This is a genomic window from Streptomyces sp. NPDC048349, from assembly GCF_040651925.1.
In the GTDB taxonomy this organism is placed as follows: domain Bacteria; phylum Actinomycetota; class Actinomycetes; order Streptomycetales; family Streptomycetaceae; genus Streptomyces.
This window is the reverse complement of record NZ_JBEZLA010000057.1, coordinates 39,470-53,912: the sequence shown is the minus strand read 5'-3', so window position 1 is coordinate 53,912 and position 14,443 is coordinate 39,470. Positions and strand designations below refer to the sequence as shown.

Genomic DNA, 14,443 nt, shown 5'->3' with positions numbered 1-14,443 from the left:
TCCGGTGGAGGCCGCTGAGGTCGTGGGGGAGTCGCTCGGCGGCCCGGTGGGCGAGCGGCCGCCTGCGGGGGATACGGCTCTCAGTCGCCGATCAGGGCGTCCACGAACGCCTCCGGCTCGAAGGGCGCCAGGTCGTCCGGGCCCTCGCCGAGTCCGACGAGCTTGACCGGGACGCCGAGCTCGCGCTGGACGGCGACGACGATGCCGCCCTTGGCGGTGCCGTCGAGCTTGGTCAGCACGATGCCGGTGATGTCCACGACCTCGGCGAAGACGCGGGCCTGGGCCAGGCCGTTCTGGCCGGTGGTGGCGTCCAGGACCAGCAGGATCTCGTCCAGCGGGCCGTGCTTCTCCACGACGCGCTTGACCTTGCCGAGCTCGTCCATCAGGCCGGTCTTGGTGTGCAGGCGGCCCGCGGTGTCGATGAGCACCACGTCGGCGCCCTCGGCGATGCCCTCCTTGACGGCGTCGTAGGCGATCGACGCCGGGTCGCCGCCCTCGGGGCCGCGCACCGTACGGGCGCCCACGCGCTCGCCCCAGGTCTGGAGCTGGTCCGCGGCGGCGGCGCGGAAGGTGTCGGCCGCGCCGAGCACCACGCTGCGGCCGTCGGCGACGAGCACGCGCGCCAGCTTGCCGGTGGTGGTGGTCTTTCCGGTGCCGTTGACACCGACGACCATGATCACGCCGGGGGTGTCCTCGCCGCTCTCCGTCTTCACGGCGCGGTCGAAGTCGGTGCCGACCAGGGTAAGCAGCTCCTCCTTGAGCAGGGCGCGCAGGTCGGCCGGGGTGCGGGTGCCGAGCACCTTGACCCGCTCGCGGAGCCGGTCGACCAGCTCCTGGGTCGGGATGACACCGACGTCGGCGACGAGGAGGGTCTCCTCGATCTCCTCCCAGGTGTCCTCGTCGAGGTGCTCCCGGGAGAGCAGCGTGAGCAGCCCCTTGCCGAGGGAGTTCTGCGACCGGGCGAGGCGGGCGCGCAGCCGGACCAGGCGGCCGGCGGTGGGCTCGGGCACCTCGATCGCGGGCGCGGGGGGAGCCTCCACGACCGGGTCCTCGACGGCGGCCGGCGTCGCGAGGGCCGCCTCCGCGTCGGGGAGGTCGACCTCCTCGATGGTGCGGCGAGGCTCTTCGACCGTCGGTGCGGCGTCCTCCCCGACCTGGGGTTCGGCGGGCGGGGCAGTGATGGTCGGCGTGCTCGACGGCGCCGTGGGCGGCAGCTGCTTCTTCTTGCGGCTGCTGACCACGAGCCCGCTGATCGCGCCGACCGCGACCAGGGCGATGACTACAGCAAGGATGAGGATGTCCATAACCCACCCAGTATCGGCCACAGCCGCCGCGAAACCCGGACCTTGGAGGTTCCGACCAGGCGGTAAGCCGCTATGTATGGTTTTAGCAGCATATTCACGACGCCTTCGGCCTGGGCCGGGCGGCCGGCATCCCGACCTCGGGCGTGCTGTACGCCGTACTGCCGCGCACGCCGGCCCCGCGGGCCCCCGCTGCGGCCGAGGAGCGCGAGCCCGCCGGATCCCTGTCCAACTGACGCCACGTCAGCTAACGTCCCCCTTCGCCCGCCCACCCACATCCGGCGAAGGGGGACTCCTCCATGCCCATCACCGTGGCCCGGTTCAATCTCGTCGACCCCGACGGCACCCCCGAGTCGCTCTCCGCCCGCTACAAGGCGGCGCTGGAGATGGCGAGGTACGCGGACGACCGGGGCATCGACACCATCCAGACCGAGGAGCACCACGGCACCGACAACAACTGGCTGCCCTCCCCCTTCGCCTTCGCGGGCGCGGTCTTCGGCGCCACCCGCCGGATCGCGGTCACCGTCTCGGCGATCATCGGCCCGCTCTACGACCCGCTGAAGGTCGCGGAGGACATCGCCGTACTGGACCTGCTCAGCGGCGGGCGGCTGGTCACCGTGGCCGGCATCGGCTACCGGCCCGCGGAGTACGAGCAGCACGGCGTGGAGTGGGGGCGGCGCGGCCGGCTGCAGGACGAGTTGCTGGAGACCCTGCTGAAGGCGTGGACCGGCGAACCGTTCGCGTTCCGGGGCCGCACCGTACGGGTCACCCCGCGGCCGTTCACCCGGCCGCACCCGATGCTCCTGGTCGGCGGCAGTTCGCAGGCGGCGGCCCGGCGCGCGGCCCGGCTGGGCCTGCCGTTCTTCCCGAGCGCGCACCTGCCGGAGCTGGAGGCGTACTACCGGGAGCGGCTCGCCGAGTACGGCACCGAGGGCTTCTGCATGATGCCCGCGGCCGAGACCCCGCTGCTGCACATCGCGGAGGACCCCGACCGGGTCTGGCACGAGCACGGCGAGCGGTTCCTGCACGAGGCGGGTATGTACGCGTCCTGGCAGTCCAAGGACATCCGCAGCGCCGTGCGCTCCGCCGCCCGCTCGGTGGCCGAGCTGCGCGCGGAGGGCGTGTACCGGGTCCTCACCCCGGACGAGGCCGTGGCGTACGCCCGGGGCGCGGGCGAGGCGGGGAACCTGGTGCTGCACCCGCTGTGCGGCGGGATGCCGCTGGACGAGGGCTGGCGCAGCCTGCACCTGCTGTGCGAACAGGTGCTGCCCCGGCTCAAGGACTGAGCCGGGGCAGCATCGAGGAGAAGGGGTGTTGGCGGGGGTGGTTACCCCATCTCCTCCAGCGCCTTGCCCTTGGTCTCCGGCACCCACTTGAGGATGAAGGGGATCGAGAGCACGGCGAAGGCCGTGTAGATCACGTACGCGCCGGACAGGTTCCAGTCCGAGAGGGTCGGGAACGAGACGGTGATGACCCAGTTGGCGACCCACTGGGCCGCGGCGGCGACACCGAGGGCCGCGGCGCGGATGCGGTTGGGGAACATCTCACCGAGCAGCACCCAGACCACCACGCCCCAGGACAGGGCGAAGAAGAGCACGAAGGAGTGCGCGGCGATCAGTGCGATCGTGCCCTGGGTGTCGGGCATGTGGATGGCGTCGCCCGTGCCCTCCTTGTACGAGAACGCCCACGCGGCGAAGCCGAGGGAGACGGCCATGCCCGCCGATCCGATGAGGGCGAGCGGCTTGCGGCCGATCCGGTCGACGAAGATCATCGCGATCACCGTGCCGACGATGTTGATGATCGACGTGGTGAAGGAGTACAGGAACGAGCTGGTCGGGTCGATGCCGACGGACTGCCACAGCGAGGAGCTGTAGTAGAAGATCACGTTGATGCCGACGAGCTGCTGGAAGACGGACAGGCCGATGCCGATCCAGACGATGGGCAGCAGGCCGAAGCGGCCGCCGAGCAGGTCCCGGAAGGTGGACTTGTGCTCGGAGCGCATGGCCAGGTCGATCTCGGCGACGCGCGCCTCGAGGTCGACGGCCGAACCCTCGACCTCGCGCAGCACCTGCTTGGCCTGCTCGGTGCGGCCGACGGAGATCAGGAACCGCGGGGACTCCGGGATCACGAAGGACATCAGCCCGTAGAGGACGGCCGGGACGACCATCACGCCGAGCATCCACTGCCAGGCCTCGAGGCCGGCGAGCTTGCCGCGCTGGTCCCCGTCGGCGAGGTTCAGGATGCCCCAGTTGACGAGCTGGGAGATGGCGATGCCGATGACGATGGCGGCCTGCTGGAAGGAGGCCAGGCGGCCGCGGTAGGCGGCCGGGGACACCTCGGCGATGTAGGCCGGGCCGATGACGGAGGCCATGCCGATGCCGAAGCCGCCGATCACGCGCCACATGGCCAGGTCCCACAGGGCGAACGGGAGGGCCGAGCCGACGGCGCTGACCGTGAACAGGGCGGCGGCGATCTGCATGCAGCGGATGCGGCCTATCCGGTCGGCGATGCGGCCCGCGGTGGCGGCGCCGATGGCGCAGCCGATCAGTGCGGCGGCGATCACCTGGGCGAGGGCTTCGGAGCCCACGTCGAACCGGTCGCGGATCGCGACGACGGCGCCGTTGATGACGGAGCTGTCGTAGCCGAAGAGGAAGCCGCCCATGGCCGCGGCCGCGGTGATGAAGATGACGTGCCCGAGGTGGTCGGGCTGCGCCGCCCGGCCACTGCCTGACGCGGGTGCGTTCGCTGTGCTGGTCAAGGTGCGCTCCTGGGCCCGGCGCCGACGGCGGGCGGTGTGGGGGTGTGTTTCTCTGCGCGTATTCCTCCAGTGGCGCACAGCATGCTGCTCACCACCACCTGAACGTCGAACACGGCAGGAGAGAGCTTATGACTTCACTTTCTGAAGTCAAGAGCGCGTGAAAAATGCATCAAGCCTGCATGGATGGCGGCTCGCGGCGCGTTCGAGTGTTCATTTCATGAAGTGAACAGGGTCAGCGCAGTCGTTGACTGATCACCTTGGAGACCCCGTCGCCCTGCATGGAGACGCCATAGAGGGCGTCGGCGACCTCCATCGTCCGCTTCTGGTGCGTGATGACGATCAGCTGCGAGCTCTCCTGGAGTTCCTCCATGATCCGGATCAGCCGCTGCAGGTTGGTGTCGTCGAGCGCGGCCTCGACCTCGTCCATCACGTAGAACGGGCTGGGCCTCGCCTTGAAGATGGACACCAGCAGGGCCACGGCGGTCAGCGAACGCTCGCCGCCCGAGAGCAGCGACAGCCGCTTGACCTTCTTGCCCGGCGGGCGGGCCTCGACGTCGACGCCGGTGGTCAGCATGTTGTCGGGGTCGGTGAGGACCAGGCGGCCCTCACCGCCGGGGAACAGCCGCGAGAAGACCCCCTCGAACTCCCGGGCCGTGTCCCGGTACGCCTCGGTGAACACCTGCTCGACGCGCTCGTCGACCTCCTTCACCACCTGGAGGAGGTCGGCGCGGGTCTTGCGCAGGTCCTCCAGTTGCTCGCTGAGGAACTGGTGGCGCTCCTCCAGCGCCGCGAACTCCTCCAGCGCGAGCGGGTTGACCTTGCCGAGCTGCTGGTAGGCGCGTTCGGCCGCCTTGAGCCGCTTCTCCTGCTGGGCGCGGACGAAGGGGCCGGGCAGGTTCCGGGGGTGCTCCGGGTCCTCGGGCAGCGCCTCGCCCTCGGCGGGCGGCGAGGGCGGGACGGGCTGGTCGGGCCCGTACTCGGCGACGAGGCCGGCGGCCTCCATGCCGAACTCCTCCAGCGCCTTGGCCTCCACCGCTTCGATGCGCAGCCGCTTCTCCGCGCCGAGCACCTCCCCGCGGTGCACCGAGTCGGTGAGCTTGTCCAGTTCGCCCTTCAGGTCCCGGCCGGCGTTGCGGGCCTCGGCCAGTTCCCGCTCGCGCAGGCCCTTGGCGTACTCGGCCCCGCTGCGTTCCTCGTCGGCCCGGCCGAGCGAGACTTCCACGTGCGCGAGCAGTTGGCGGGCCCCGTCGGCGACCGCCCGGGCGACCTCCGCCTCGTGGCGCAGCCGGGCCCGGCGGCGCTCGGCGCGGGTGCGGGCCTCCCGTTCGGCGCGGGCCGCCCGGTCCAGCGAATCCGCCCTGCCGGCCAGCCCCTTGACCCGCTCCTCATGGGTCCTGAGCTGCAGCCGGGCCTCCATCTCGGTCTGCCGGGCGTTGGCCCCGTCGGCGGCGAGCCGGTCCCGCCGGGAGGTGTCGGGCTCCTCCTCCGCGGGCAACTCCTCGGCCGTCGCCAGCTGCTCGGCGCACTCCTCCACATCCAGCAGCGCCTGCTCCAGCGCGTCCTGGGCCTTGGCCGCGGCGGTGGCACTGCGCTCGGCCTCGCCCGCGGCCCCCTTCGCCTGCCCCGCGAGGCGGCCGAGCTGCTGCGCGACCCCGGCGCGAGCGCGTTCCCCGGCCCGGCGGCGCTCGGCGAGCTCCTCGACCAGGGCCGCCGCGTCCTGCCGTCGGGCCTGGGCGGCCGCCTGGGCCGCGGTCAGCTCCCGGCATTCGCCGTCCAGCCGGGCCAGCTCTCCCGTCGCCTCGTCCACGGCCGCCTGCACCTCGATCAGGCTGGGCGCCCCGGCGGAGCCGCCGTGCGCGAGGTGCGCCCCGAGGACGTCGCCCTCGACGGTCACCGCCACCGCGTCGGGCCGCTGCGCGACGAGGGCCTCGGCCTCGTCGAGCGTCCCGACCACGACGTGGTCGCGCAGCACCCACGCCAGGGCCCGGCGCACCTCGGCGTCCCCGCCGACCAGGCTCGCGGCGGCCTGCGGGGCGAGTGAGGGCAGAGCCCGGTCCCCCGCCGGGGCGGGGTGGGGGACGGCTCCCCCGGCCGCACCCGAAGTCCGGCCGTGACCGGCGGCGTCCGCAGCCCCGGCCACGCCCTCCGGGCCCTGCCCCGACAGCCCACCCGGGGCGGACCCACCCTGTTCCCTCGCGACCACGGCCCCCGCGGCGGGCAAGCCGGCCGGGGACCGGCCCTGACCCGAACAAGCGGCCTCGGCCGGCCCCTGACCGGGAACGGCCGGCTCCCCCGGACCTTGCCCAGGAACGGCCGCCTCCACCGGACCCCGACCCGAAACAGCCGGCTCCCCCGGACCCTGACCGGGTACGGCGTGCTCCCCCGGACCGTGCCCAGGAACGGCCGCCTCCACGGGACCCCGACCCGAAACGGCGGGCTCCCCCGGCCCCTGACCGGGAACGGCGGGCTCCGCCGCCCCCTGAGCAGGAACGGCAGCGGCCCGCGCATCCCGACCCGAAACGGCGGGCTCCCCCGGTTCCCGGGGCGCCCGAGCCGGGACCGCGGCCCCGCCCGGGGCGCGGGCCGGGAGGCCCGGGGGTGCCGGGGCGATCAGGAGGGTGGCGCGGCCCGCGTCGGCCTCGCGGAGGTGGCGGATCGCCGCCGCCGCGGAGGCCGGCGACGACACGGCCAGCGCATCCGCCGCCGAGCCCAGCGCAGCGGCCACCGCGACCTCGTACCCCGGGGTCACCGAGACCCGCTCCGCCGCCGGCCCCAGCAGCCCCGCCAGCCTCTCCCGCGCCGCGAGCAGCGCCCCGGTGCCGTCCTTGCGCCGCAGCCCCAGCGCCAGCGCGTCCCGCCGCGCCGACACCGCCGCCCGGGAGCGCTCGGCCGCCGTCACCGCCTCGCGGGCCGCCGCCAGGTCGGAGTCCGCCCCGGCCAGCCCGGCCCGGGCGGCCTCGTACTCGTCCTCCCCCGGGGCGTCGTCGAGGCCGCCGACCTCCTCCGCCAGGGCCTCGTACTCCTCCTGCGCGGCCACCGCCCGGGCCTCGGCCTCGTCGCGCGCCGCGACGAGCCGGTCGATCTCGGCCTGCGCGGCACCCGCCCGGGAGCGGGCGGCGCCGAGCCGGCCCGTCAGCCGTGCCAGCGCCTCGCGCCAGTCCGCGAGGGCCCGCGCCGCGTCCCGCAGCCGCCGCTCCTCCTCGGCCAGCTCGCGCTCCAGCTCCGCCCGGTGCGCCGCCGTGTCCTCCAGCGCGTGGGAGGCCGCCTCCAGGGCCGCCGCCAGTTCCGCCTCCTGCTCGCGGATCCGCGCGGCCTCCTTCTCCATGTCCTCGGGATCGCGCCCCCGCCGCTCCTCCTCCACCGGAGCCGTCGCGCTCTTGACCCGCGCGTCCGCGAGCGAGGCGGTGCCGCGGACCCGCTCGGCGAGCTGCGAGAGCTCGTACCAGGTCTGCTGTGCCCGCTGGAGCCGCGGCGCGAGCTCCCGTACGGCCTCCTCCAGCTCCGCCTCGCGCCGCAGCGCCTGCGCGAGCCGCGCCTCGGCGGCCTCCTTGCGTTCCTTCAGCGCCGCCTCGTCCGCGATCTCCGCGTCGAGCGCGCGCCGCAGGGTGACCAGGTCGTCGGCGAGCAGCCGCAGCCGCGCGTCGCGCAGGTCCGCCTGGATGACGGCCGCCCGCCGGGCGACCGCGGCCTGCCGGCCCAGCGGCTTGAGCTGGCGCCGCAGCTCGTCGTTGAGATCCTGCACGCGGGCGAGGTTGGCCTGCATCGCGTCCAGCTTCCGCAGCGCCTTCTCCTTGCGCTTGCGGTGCTTCAGGACGCCGGCCGCCTCCTCGATGAAGGCGCGGCGGCCCATGGGATCGGCGTGCAGGACGGAGTCCAGCTGGCCCTGGCCGACGATGACGTGCATCTCGCGGCCGATGCCCGAGTCGGAGAGCAGCTCCTGGATGTCGAGCAGGCGGCAGGTGTCCCCGTTGATCTGGTACTCGCTGCTGCCGCCCCGGAACATGATGCGGGTGATGGTGACTTCGGCGTAGTCGATGGGCAGCGCGCCGTCGGAGTTGTCGATCGTCAGCGAGACCTCGGCGCGGCCGAGCGGCGGGCGTCCGGTGGTGCCGGCGAAGATGACGTCTTCCATCTTGCCGCCGCGCAGGGATTTGGCCCCTTGTTCGCCCATGACCCAGGACAGCGCGTCCACGACGTTGGACTTGCCGGAGCCGTTCGGACCGACGACACAGGTAATGCCGGGCTCGAAGCGCAGGGTGGTCGCGGAAGCAAAGGATTTGAAGCCGCGCAGGGTCAGGGACTTGAGGTGCACGCCGCCGGACTCTACCTTTCGCGTGCGGTTTCACCCATGAAGGTGCAGGGCGCGACCGACGTCACAGCCGTTGCGGGTACCCCGGCCGGCCCCGTGCCGGGGCGTCCGGGGGCCGGGGCCCGGCACATGCCAAGAAAGAAGGGACGCCGGAGCGTCCCTTGCAGATCATGCGGTGCCCTTGCAGATCATGCCGGGGCCGGAGTCGAGCGACGATGTGAGCGCGGATCAGGTGAGCGCAGGCTCCGCCTGGGGTACGTCGATCTCGATGCTGTCGAGCAGCGAGTCTCCGTCGTGCTGAGCGGCGGCCGCGTTGAGTGCGTCGTTTTCGGACTGAATCCGTACGAGCTCGGACTCGAGGTCCTGGACGCGCTGCTGAAGCCGTCGCATCTCGGCGAGGAGTCGCGGGTCGGAACCGCCGACGTAACCGAGAAGCGCCTTTGCCATGATGGATGGTCCTCCACACTGAGTGACCGACCGAAGCGGTGTGGGTCGTGAGGGAATCGCACCCGCGGTGTCCGGCAGCGACTGTCAGTCACTGCGCTTACTACTGCCAACACTGCCAAACAGCTCAGGTGCGCGGGGCTTCCAGCGTCTCACCAAAAAGTTTGACGGTCAACACGATCACGCCCCGTATCGGCGGGCAGCCCGGGCCCCGCAAGGGGCGTGGAGATCATCCTCATCTCCGAGCCTTCCACGGATCGTCCCGCTCGGCAACGTGTCGGCGGAGAATGCGCAGATCCGACCGTGTGCGCGCGGGTTCGGAGTGTGATCAGTACATGATCAGCCGGGAACTCAGCGGATCGCGAAGCCCTCGTAGCCGCCGCGCGGTGTGCCCCAGATCTCCGTCACCCCGACCACCTCGCCGGGCGTGTCGGCCGAGCGCAGCCAGTCGAGCAGCCGGTGGCAATTCTCACGTTGACCTTCCGCCACCACCTGCACTCGCCCGTCGTCGAGATTGAGCGCGAAGCCGACGACCCTGCCGATCTCCAGGGCGTTCTCCCTGGTGAACCAGCGGAAGCCCACTCCCTGCACACGGCCGCGCACCCAGGCGATCAGGCGGACATCTTCATTCATGCGTGAACGCTAACCGGGCAAAGACTTTCCGGGCACATCGCCCCCCTGGCCCCATGGCGTACAGTCGCGCACCAATGAACTCACCCGTTTGGGTGTATTGGACGATCTTGACCCGGTAAGGAAGGCACGACGCCGATGGGACGCCACGGACTCCACGCCGCACCGCGCCGCGGCGGCAAGCGCGGCCCCGCCCTGCGCACCGGCCTGCTGGGCGTCTCGGTGGCCGTGGCCCTCGGTACGGCGGCCGTCACCACCGGCATGGTCCCGGTCGGCGGCTCCTTCCCCTATGTGGGGGTCTCCGGTTCGGGCTCCGCCGACCAGGCGCAGACCGTCGCGAAGGCCTCGCCGAGCCCCGACGACAGCTCCGTGGCCCAGCAGGGGGGCCTCGCCAACCTGTCCGGCCGCGCCCCCACGGCCGCCCCCTCCGCCGAACCGTCGGCCTCCCCTTCCCCGTCCGCCTCACCGAGCCCCTCCGCCTCGCCGAGCCCGTCCGCGTCGGCCTCCCCGTCGCCCTCGGCCCCCGCCACGACCTCGGCACCGGCGCCGGCCCCGTCGAGCGCCTCGCCGTCGGCCGCGCCGTCCACGAAGGCCCCGGCCAAGCCCGTGCCGGTGCCCCCGGAGCCGTCGACCCAGGCGCCGACGACCCGGCCGCCCCTCGACGGCCACTCCGCCGAGGAGTCCGCCGTGGTGGCCCTGGTGAACCAGGAGCGTGCGCAGGCCGGGTGCGGCCCGGTCAGGGCGAACCCGCCGCTCGCCGCGCTCGCGGGCGCGTTCAGCCAGGACATGGCCGCCCGCGGGTTCTTCAGCCACACCGACCCGGACGGCAACAGCCCGTGGGACCGCGCCACCGAGGCCGGCATCTCCGGCCTCGGCGGCGAGAACATAGCCCGTGGCCAGGGCGACGCCGAGGCCGTGATGAAGGCCTGGATGAACAGCCCGGGCCACAAGGCCAACATCCTCAACTGCGAGTTCCGCACCCTGGGCGTCGGCGCCCACTTCGCCGCCGGCGGCCCCTGGTGGACCCAGGACTTCGGCTTCTAGGCCCTCACGCCCCTCGGACTCAGAGCGCGGCCAGCGCCGCGCGGCCCGCAACGACGACGCGGGTGTGCTCGGCGACGCGCCGGCCCAGGTGCTCGGCGGTCGCGATGTCGGCCTTGTGCACCGCGTCCGCACCCTCGTCGGAGTTGGTCTGGGCGGCGGCGCCGGAGAAGAAGCCGAGCCGGTTGAGGTCGTTCTCCGAGGCGGTGCTGGAGTTCCAGCCCGGCTTCAGGCCCAGGTTGACCCAGCTCATGCCGTGCTGCGCGGCCAGGATCTGGAAGAACTGCAGGGTGTGCAGCTTGTCGCCGCTCTTGGAGGCCGAGTTGGTGAAGCCGGCCGCCACCTTGTCCTGCCAGGCGTCGCCGAACCAGCGCTTGGAGCTGGCCTCGGCGAAGGCGTGGAAGGCGCCGGAAGCGGTGCCCATGTAGGTGGGGGAGCCGAAGACGATCGCGTCGGAGGCGTCGAGCAGCGCCCACTGCGCGTCGTCGATCTCGTCGACCTTGACGAGGTGGACCGTGGCGCCCGCCTCGGCGGCGCCGGTGCGGACCGCCTCGGCGACGACGGCGGTGTGGCCGTAGCCGGAGTGGTAGGCGATCGAGACGACGGGGGTGTGCGTGGTACCGGACAAGACGATCTCTCCTCGGGGAATCCCCGTCTCCGCGGCGGACGCCGTAACGGGGGAAAGGCTGCGACGAGAAGAAGAAAAGCACTAACTTTCAGAAAGCGCAACCCCCTGGTTAGCGCTGCACGGAGGTACGCTCTCTCCATGGACACACCCTCCGTCGGCACCGAAACAGCAGCACCCGAACTCCCGTTCGATGCGTTTGCGCGCGCGTGCCCGTCCCGGGAAACCCTGGAGCACGTCACCGGCCGCTGGGGCAGCCTCACCGTGGGCGCGCTGCGCGAGGGCCCCTGCCGCTTCAACGAGCTGCGCCGCCGCGTGGACGGCGTGAGCGAGAAGATGCTCTCCCAGACGCTGCACGCGCTGGAGCGCGACGGCATCGTCAACCGCGAGGCGCAGCCCACGAACCCGCCGCGCGTCGACTACGAGCTGACCGCCCTCGGCGTCGAGGTGGCCGACCGCCTGCTCTCCCTCATCCACTTCCTGGAGGCGAGCATGCCGCAGGTGCTGACGGCCCGGCAGACCTACGACGACACGCGCGGAGCCCGCTGACAGCGCGGGCAGAAGTAGCTCGACCGGTTCATCCACGGCCGGCGCCGCATCGGGGTCCCGCAGCGCCGGCAGGGCTCGTCCTCGCGCCCGTAGGCGTCGAGCGACCGGTCGAAGTAGCCCGATTCGCCGTTCACGTTGACGTACAGGCTGTCGAAGCTGGTGCCGCCGACCGCGAGGGCCGCGTTCATGACGTCCCGGACGTGGCCGAGGAGTTCCGCGCTCCGGGGGCGCGCGAGGGTGGCCGTGGGGCGCTCGTAGTGCAGCTTGGCGCGCCACAGCGCCTCGTCCGCGTAGATGTTGCCGACCCCGCTGATCAGGGACTGGTCCAGCAGCGCCCGCTTGATGGTGGTCCGCCGGCCGCGCAGCGCCACGTGGTAGGCGTCCTCGTCGAACAACGGGTCCAGGGGGTCGCGCGCGATGTGCGCGATGACGTCGGGCAGCCCGTCGGTGCTGCCGCCCGCGACCTCGTGCAGGGAGAGCCCGCCGAAGGTCCGCTGGTCCACGAAGCGCAGTTCCGTTCCGGGGGCGCCCGCGGCGGAGCCGCTGCCGGAATCCGTGAACCGCACCCGGATCCGCAGGTGCTTCTCGTCGGGGGCGTCCTCGGGCTGCACGAGCAGCTGCCCGCTCATCCCCAGATGCCCCAGGACGGACAGCTCCCGCCCTTCCAGCGGCAGCCACAGGTACTTCCCGCGCCGCTGCGGCACCCCGATGGTCTCCCCGCGCAGGCGGGCCGCGAAGTCGGCCCCGCCGGCCGCGTGGCGCCGTACCGCGCGCGGGTGCAGGACCTCGACGGCCTCGACGGTCCGCCCGGCCACCCAGCGCGCGAGGCCCCGTCGCACGACCTCGACCTCGGGCAGCTCGGGCACGGTCTCTCCTCCGGTGGCGATGCGGTTGTGGCGCTCTGCCGCCGAGCCTACCGGCCCCCTCACCGGGCCCCGGAAACGGGACCGCCCCGCCTCCTGCCGGGGCAGGGGGCGGGGCGGGGAAGCCCTGAAGGAAGGGTCAGGCGCTGGGCGTCGGGTCGGCGGGCGTCGGCGCCCCGCCCTCCTCGGCCGCAGCACCGGCTTCGGCGTCCGCACCGGCCGCGGCGGCAGCCGCGATCCGCTCGTCCGCCGCGGTACGGATACCGCGCCAGGCGGACTCCGCCGCCTGCTGTTCCGCTTCCTTCTTGCTGCGGCCGGTGCCGGTGCCGTACGAGACACCACCGACGCGGGCAGCAGCAGTGAAGGTCTTCTCGTGGTCCGGGCCGGTCTCGGTGACCAGGTATTCCGGTACGCCAAGACCTTCGGCCGCCGTGAGCTCCTGGAGACTGGTCTTCCAGTCCAGGCCGGCTCCGAGGTTCGAGGACTTCTCGATGAGCGGGTCGAAGAGCCGGTGAACCAGCTCCGAGGCCGCGTCGAGGCCCTGGTCCAGGTAGACCGCGCCGATCACCGCTTCGAGGGTGTCGGCGAGGATGGAGGCCTTGTCCCGGCCGCCCGTGCCCTCTTCGCCCCGGCCGAGCCGGATGAAGGAGCCGAGTTCGAGGCCACGCCCGACCTCCGCCAGTGCACGCGAGTTGACCACCGCGGCCCGAAGCTTGGCCAGCTGGCCTTCGGGGAGATCCGGGTGGGTCGTGTACAGCGTGTCCGTGACCACCAGGCCCAGCACGGAGTCCCCGAGGAACTCCAGCCGCTCGTTGGTGGGCAGACCGCCGTTCTCGTACGCGTACGAGCGGTGGGTCAGTGCACGCACCAGAAGGGCGGACTCGAGTCGATACCCGAGCCGCCCTTCCAGAAGCTTGTGGGACGAGGCCGCGTTGCTACTGTCTGCCTGCTTCTCAGCGTTGGACAGCTCAGACATTGCGCCTCTCACCAGCCGCTCAGACCTCGAGGACCTGGCGCTTGTTGTAGGTGCCGCAGCTCGGGCACGCAATGTGCTGGAGCTTCGGCTCCTGGCAACGCTCGCACGAAACCAGGGTGGGGACCGCAGCCTTCCACTGCGACCGGCGGTGGCGCGTGTTGCTGCGCGACATCTTCCGCTTCGGAACAGCCACGGCTACTTCTCCTGCTTCTCGGCGGCGCTCTGAACTCCGTCAGACGCAGTGCCGCTCATGTTGTCCTTCTCGTCGTCCTGATCGGTCACGACGAGTCCTTGCAGTGCCGCCCAACGGATGTCGACGGCGTCATGGTGGTGGTCCGGGTCGTCGTTCAGGCTGAGCCCGCAATCGGGGCACAGTCCGAGACAGTCCTCCCGGCACACCGGCTGCATCGGCAGTGCGAGCACCACCGCGTCACGCAGCACGGGTTCGAGGTCGAACAAGCCGTCCTCGAGGAAGAGCGTGTCCTCGTCGTCCTCGGCGTCGTCGGCCGGCTCCGCCTTGGAGCGGCCCCGGTCGTCGGCGTCAGGGTACGAGAACATCTCCTGGAAATCCGCCTTGAGCTCGCGCTCGACGGACTCCAGACACCTTACGCACTCCCCGGTCGCCGATGCACGGACGGTGCCTGTGACAAGCACCCCTTCCATGACCGACTCCAGGCGGAGGTTGAGCTTCAGCGGGGCGCCTTCCGGCACTCCGATGACTCCGGCGAGACCGAGGTCCGCCGGGGCCGCGATCTCACGGGACAGCCGCTGCATGGCACCAGGACGCCGACCCAGCTCGTGCGTGTCGAACACGAGGGGGTTGCGGTGGTCGAGGCGGGTGTTCAGGGCCGTTCCTGCTTTCACAGATCGCTGAAGATCGAGGTTCCGCCCGCACACGGGCAGCATGGATCGCGGTGCATACGCGCGACCGAACAGCCAGGATACCC

The 14,443-nt window shown here is 72.3% G+C and carries 13 protein-coding genes; 3 read left to right on the top strand and 10 right to left on the bottom strand.

Annotation, left to right across the window (positions count from 1 at the left end):
• Nucleotides 1-80: 80 nt before the first annotated feature.
• Complete coding sequence (gene ftsY, locus AB0D44_RS26870; protein WP_362595503.1) at nucleotides 81-1,304, bottom strand: signal recognition particle-docking protein FtsY; 1,224 nt, start codon at nucleotides 1,302-1,304, stop codon at nucleotides 81-83.
• Between the two features lie 296 nt (nucleotides 1,305-1,600).
• Here ftsY and AB0D44_RS26865 point away from each other — a divergent pair, with 296 nt between their 5' ends.
• The gene (locus AB0D44_RS26865) at nucleotides 1,601-2,587 is read left to right on the top strand and encodes an LLM class flavin-dependent oxidoreductase (RefSeq protein ID WP_362595501.1); all 987 of its coding nucleotides are present in this window, start codon (nucleotides 1,601-1,603) and stop codon (nucleotides 2,585-2,587) included.
• Between the two features lie 41 nt (nucleotides 2,588-2,628).
• Here the strand turns inward: AB0D44_RS26865 and AB0D44_RS26860 are convergent, their stop codons facing one another.
• The 4 genes from AB0D44_RS26860 to AB0D44_RS26845 form a co-directional block, all read right to left on the bottom strand.
• Complete coding sequence (locus AB0D44_RS26860; RefSeq protein ID WP_362595499.1) at nucleotides 2,629-4,059, bottom strand: sugar porter family MFS transporter; 1,431 nt, start codon at nucleotides 4,057-4,059, stop codon at nucleotides 2,629-2,631.
• Between the two features lie 232 nt (nucleotides 4,060-4,291).
• Complete coding sequence (locus AB0D44_RS26855; protein WP_362595497.1) at nucleotides 4,292-8,371, bottom strand: AAA family ATPase; 4,080 nt, start codon at nucleotides 8,369-8,371, stop codon at nucleotides 4,292-4,294.
• A gap of 225 nt (nucleotides 8,372-8,596) precedes the next feature.
• Nucleotides 8,597-8,815, bottom strand: a complete 219-nt coding sequence (locus AB0D44_RS26850) for a hypothetical protein (protein ID WP_069922122.1) — start codon at nucleotides 8,813-8,815, stop codon at nucleotides 8,597-8,599.
• Nucleotides 8,816-9,163: 348 nt separating this feature from the next.
• Nucleotides 9,164-9,445, bottom strand: a complete 282-nt coding sequence (locus AB0D44_RS26845) for an acylphosphatase (protein WP_362595495.1) — start codon at nucleotides 9,443-9,445, stop codon at nucleotides 9,164-9,166.
• Nucleotides 9,446-9,580: 135 nt separating this feature from the next.
• Here AB0D44_RS26845 and AB0D44_RS26840 point away from each other — a divergent pair, with 135 nt between their 5' ends.
• Nucleotides 9,581-10,486 (top strand): CAP domain-containing protein, encoded by a 906-nt coding sequence (locus AB0D44_RS26840; RefSeq protein ID WP_362595493.1) that lies wholly within the window; start codon nucleotides 9,581-9,583, stop codon nucleotides 10,484-10,486.
• Between the two features lie 19 nt (nucleotides 10,487-10,505).
• On the opposite strand, the gene AB0D44_RS26835 is transcribed toward AB0D44_RS26840, so the two are convergent.
• Complete coding sequence (locus AB0D44_RS26835) at nucleotides 10,506-11,111, bottom strand: flavodoxin family protein (RefSeq protein ID WP_362595491.1); 606 nt, start codon at nucleotides 11,109-11,111, stop codon at nucleotides 10,506-10,508.
• A 138-nt stretch (nucleotides 11,112-11,249) separates the two neighbouring features.
• Between AB0D44_RS26835 and AB0D44_RS26830 the strand changes: the two genes are divergently transcribed.
• Entirely contained in the window at nucleotides 11,250-11,657 is a 408-nt protein-coding gene (locus tag AB0D44_RS26830; RefSeq protein ID WP_362595489.1) for a helix-turn-helix domain-containing protein, read from the top strand.
• On the opposite strand, the gene mutM is transcribed toward AB0D44_RS26830, so the two are convergent.
• From mutM to AB0D44_RS26810, 4 genes are all read right to left on the bottom strand, one after another.
• Nucleotides 11,630-12,523 (bottom strand): bifunctional DNA-formamidopyrimidine glycosylase/DNA-(apurinic or apyrimidinic site) lyase, encoded by an 894-nt coding sequence (gene mutM, locus AB0D44_RS26825; RefSeq protein ID WP_362595487.1) that lies wholly within the window; start codon nucleotides 12,521-12,523, stop codon nucleotides 11,630-11,632. The genes AB0D44_RS26830 and mutM overlap by 28 nt on opposite strands.
• Nucleotides 12,524-12,659: 136 nt before the next feature.
• Nucleotides 12,660-13,496, bottom strand: a complete 837-nt coding sequence (gene rnc / locus AB0D44_RS26820) for a ribonuclease III (RefSeq protein WP_362595485.1) — start codon at nucleotides 13,494-13,496, stop codon at nucleotides 12,660-12,662.
• Between the two features lie 19 nt (nucleotides 13,497-13,515).
• On the bottom strand, nucleotides 13,516-13,689 hold the full coding sequence (rpmF, locus tag AB0D44_RS26815; protein WP_003965982.1) for a 50S ribosomal protein L32: 174 nt from the start codon (nucleotides 13,687-13,689) through the stop codon (nucleotides 13,516-13,518).
• A 2-nt stretch (nucleotides 13,690-13,691) separates the two neighbouring features.
• Nucleotides 13,692-14,360 (bottom strand): DUF177 domain-containing protein, encoded by a 669-nt coding sequence (locus tag AB0D44_RS26810; RefSeq protein ID WP_362595483.1) that lies wholly within the window; start codon nucleotides 14,358-14,360, stop codon nucleotides 13,692-13,694.
• Nucleotides 14,361-14,443: the final 83 nt, after the last annotated feature.

What these genes read in the sequence shown, in the direction of transcription:
- AB0D44_RS26865 (WP_362595501.1), top strand. Translation starts at nt 1,601, where the DNA reads ATGCCCATCACCGTGGCCCGGTTCAATCTCGTCGACCCCGACGGCACC.
- AB0D44_RS26845 (WP_362595495.1), bottom strand. Translation starts at nt 9,445, where the DNA reads ATGAATGAAGATGTCCGCCTGATCGCCTGGGTGCGCGGCCGTGTGCAG.
- AB0D44_RS26850 (WP_069922122.1), bottom strand. Translation starts at nt 8,815, where the DNA reads ATGGCAAAGGCGCTTCTCGGTTACGTCGGCGGTTCCGACCCGCGACTC.
- ftsY (WP_362595503.1), bottom strand. Translation starts at nt 1,304, where the DNA reads ATGGACATCCTCATCCTTGCTGTAGTCATCGCCCTGGTCGCGGTCGGC.
- AB0D44_RS26830 (WP_362595489.1), top strand. Translation starts at nt 11,250, where the DNA reads ATGGACACACCCTCCGTCGGCACCGAAACAGCAGCACCCGAACTCCCG.
- rnc (WP_362595485.1), bottom strand. Translation starts at nt 13,496, where the DNA reads ATGTCTGAGCTGTCCAACGCTGAGAAGCAGGCAGACAGTAGCAACGCG.
- AB0D44_RS26840 (WP_362595493.1), top strand. Translation starts at nt 9,581, where the DNA reads ATGGGACGCCACGGACTCCACGCCGCACCGCGCCGCGGCGGCAAGCGC.